This is a genomic window from Haloferula sp., assembly GCF_049672945.1.
In the GTDB taxonomy this organism is placed as follows: Bacteria; Verrucomicrobiota; Verrucomicrobiia; order Verrucomicrobiales; family Akkermansiaceae; genus Haloferula.
This window is the reverse complement of record NZ_JBATWY010000158.1, coordinates 1-2568: the sequence shown is the minus strand read 5'-3', so window position 1 is coordinate 2568 and position 2568 is coordinate 1. Positions and strand designations below refer to the sequence as shown.

The window sequence follows — 2568 nt, the reverse complement described above, 5'->3', positions numbered from 1 at the left end:
GTCTGTGGCGTGCTGGTGCCCCTCGATAAAGCCGGGGGCGACCACATGACCCTTGGCGTCGATGGTCTCCTTGCCGGTGATCGCGTCCTCGGTGATCGCAACAATTTTGCCATCTTTCACCCCGACATTGCGCACGCCATCAAAGTTGGTCTCGGGGTCCATGACCCTGCCATTGAGGATGGCGACGTCGTAGTCCTGGGCAAAGGCCGACGAGACGGCGAGAAGGCTTGTCGCCAAAAGCAGGCGGATGCTGGTATGAATTTTCATGGCGTGTATGATGTGGTGTTTTGGTTGTGGATGACAGGCCGTCTGTTAGACTTCGCTATGGCGAGGCTGCGGATCGAGCGTGCCCATATCGCTGGTCTTTAGTTTCCCCGAATCCAGCCCTCGACGAAGTTCTTGACGACAGGGGTGACGTTGAACCCGATCATCCACTCGGAACCGAAGGTATCGGGCTTCTCGACGTAGTAATTGATCTCGGCCGCCAGTTTCCATGGAGTGTTGCCAATCTTGACGGTCTTGCTGACGGTGAGGTTCAAGGGGATGGTCCACTGATTCGAGTTCCAATTATAGTCCATGATCGGGGTGGAGCCGATCGACCATCCGCCGCCTGGAAGCCAGATCAGGAACGCCTGAAGCTGGGAGCTATTGAAGGATCGGTCGCCCCATCCGGCGACATCCCACTGATGGCTGGGGAAGATCCCGTAGAGACCCCATTTCTCGAACTTGGCGAATAGTGCCTCAGGACCGAGACGCAGTTGCTTCCCAGCAAACGCGCTGTTGGTCGCGGTCGGCAGGGTGCCGACCATTCCGAAGGCCCAGAGAAAGCCGTTCGGTTCGGTCACGCCATAGCCGATGTCGAAGCCGATGTCCCCGAGGCCGGTTTCCTTGTCGAAGGTGCCGGTGGTGGGGTTGAAAATCGGTTGTTCGAACAGCAGGGGGATCCCCGGCCTGACAAAGAGGTTGGCTTTCCCTCCGGATGCCGTGTCTTCCAGAGTGAAAGGGAAGACCGGCTGGAAGATCGTCGTGAAGTTGCCCTGACTTCCAGCACCGGGAAGCGAGCCATCATACCAACGGTATTGGTTTTTTAAGGTCAGGCTCGCCAGCGAGTTGTTCGGATTGGCAAGTTCGCGGGCGATTTCGTCAGCTGACTTGCCCGCATGGGCTTCGCTACCCGCATGGGCTTGGCCCATATCAATGAGGGCATCTTGGGCCCAAGCGACGGGGGCCAGGGCTGAAACGAACGAAAAGGCGGCAAGGGCAGTGGTGGATTTCATCGGTGGCATTTGAAATAGTTGGTTTGGAATCGGCGGCGCTTTTCACTCGTCAGCAGAAAACTTTTGCGCGCGTCCTAAGTGCTACTTACTGACTCCGTTTTTGTCAGGCACTTTAGCTATCCGATTCTTGCAAATCGATGGAGCCGTCACATGCAGCGCTCCAAGGTCTTTGACGGCGATTCACCGAACATTCTCCGGTAATCCGCCGCGAAGCGTCCGAAATGCGAAAACCCGGCGAAATGGGCACACTGGGATACCGTGGTGCTATCGTGACTCCCTTCCCGCAGGAGAATCCGCGCTTGGTTGAGCCGCAGCGGTTTCAGGTAGCGTATCGGGCTGGTCTCGAGGACCGTCTGGCAGGCGTGGGCGATGGAGCGGGCGCTGTAACCCGTTAATTGGCAGAGATCGGAGAGCTCCATCGTGCGGTTCGGGTGCGCATGGAGATAATCGGTCATCTGACGCACGATCCGGCCTCGGTGACGGGCAGTCGGGCATCCCAACACCGCGCTTTCTTCCTGAGCGTTGACCGCGTTTGCGAGGGCCAGAAGCAGGCGCTCACTCAGCTGGGCCCGCACCGCAGGCACAGCGAGGCTTTCGGACCGCTGCAGGGCCAGTCCGAGCACCCACTCCGCCACCTGTCCAAAATGACGGCTCGCGGGAGTGTCGGCAAGCATGTGGCCATCGAGGGAATCCCACAAGGAGTGGGAAGAAGGCAACCAGGCTTCGATTCGTTCACGAAGCAACGACTCGTCGATCAGCAGCGCGACGGTCCGCACATCCTCTCCAACGCGGGTATAGTCGCAGGAGTCGCCCCACACGATCAATCCGGACCGATCCACGATTCTCCCGTTCCAGTGCAGCGAACCCGTCCATCGGAGCGGGATGTGGATCACGCGAAGATCCTTTTGGGAAGCCGCGTGGATGGCGGTCCGGTTCGGGACGTCGGTCAGCAGCATGTAGAACCCGTCCAAGTCGATGCGCATCATGCTCGCCTGGCATGGCCCGGCACCAAGCTGGATGAATTCAATATCGCCGCTGGTGACCAATTCCGACAACTGGTCGCAATCAGCGAATCGAAGCTCGCGGACCGGGGAGGAGTCGGAGTGCGATGTTTCGCAGGAATTCACTGCCCTTTCTTATGAATGGAAATCTCGTGGGTCAAGCTTACGGTCGTGACAGAGGAGCGCTTTCCCTCGGGGGTGGGTGACATGAGCACGAAACGCTGGTGATCCGCATGGACGGATTGCACCTAGCCTGGCAGCAAATTTCTCCAGTGTGAACGTCTCCGAAC

2 protein-coding genes and 1 pseudogene are annotated in these 2568 nt (G+C 58.6%); all 3 read right to left on the bottom strand.

The window, feature by feature from the left end:
- Positions 1-267, bottom strand: a pseudogene (locus tag WBG04_RS13860) (D-glutamate deacylase); the annotation flags it as partial.
- A 98-nt stretch (positions 268-365) separates the two neighbouring features.
- Positions 366-1277 carry a hypothetical protein gene (locus WBG04_RS13855; RefSeq protein WP_424315045.1) on the bottom strand — a complete coding sequence of 304 codons (912 nt, stop codon included), beginning with the start codon at positions 1275-1277 and terminating at the stop codon, positions 366-368.
- A 146-nt stretch (positions 1278-1423) separates the two neighbouring features.
- Entirely contained in the window at positions 1424-2404 is a 981-nt protein-coding gene (locus tag WBG04_RS13850; RefSeq protein ID WP_424315044.1) for a helix-turn-helix domain-containing protein, read from the bottom strand.
- Between the last annotated feature and the right edge of the window lie 164 nt (positions 2405-2568).

Excerpts from the sequence above, each read along its gene's own strand:
- WBG04_RS13855 (WP_424315045.1), bottom strand. The coding sequence starts at position 1,277 with ATGAAATCCACCACTGCCCTTGCCGCCTTTTCGTTCGTTTCAGCCCTG.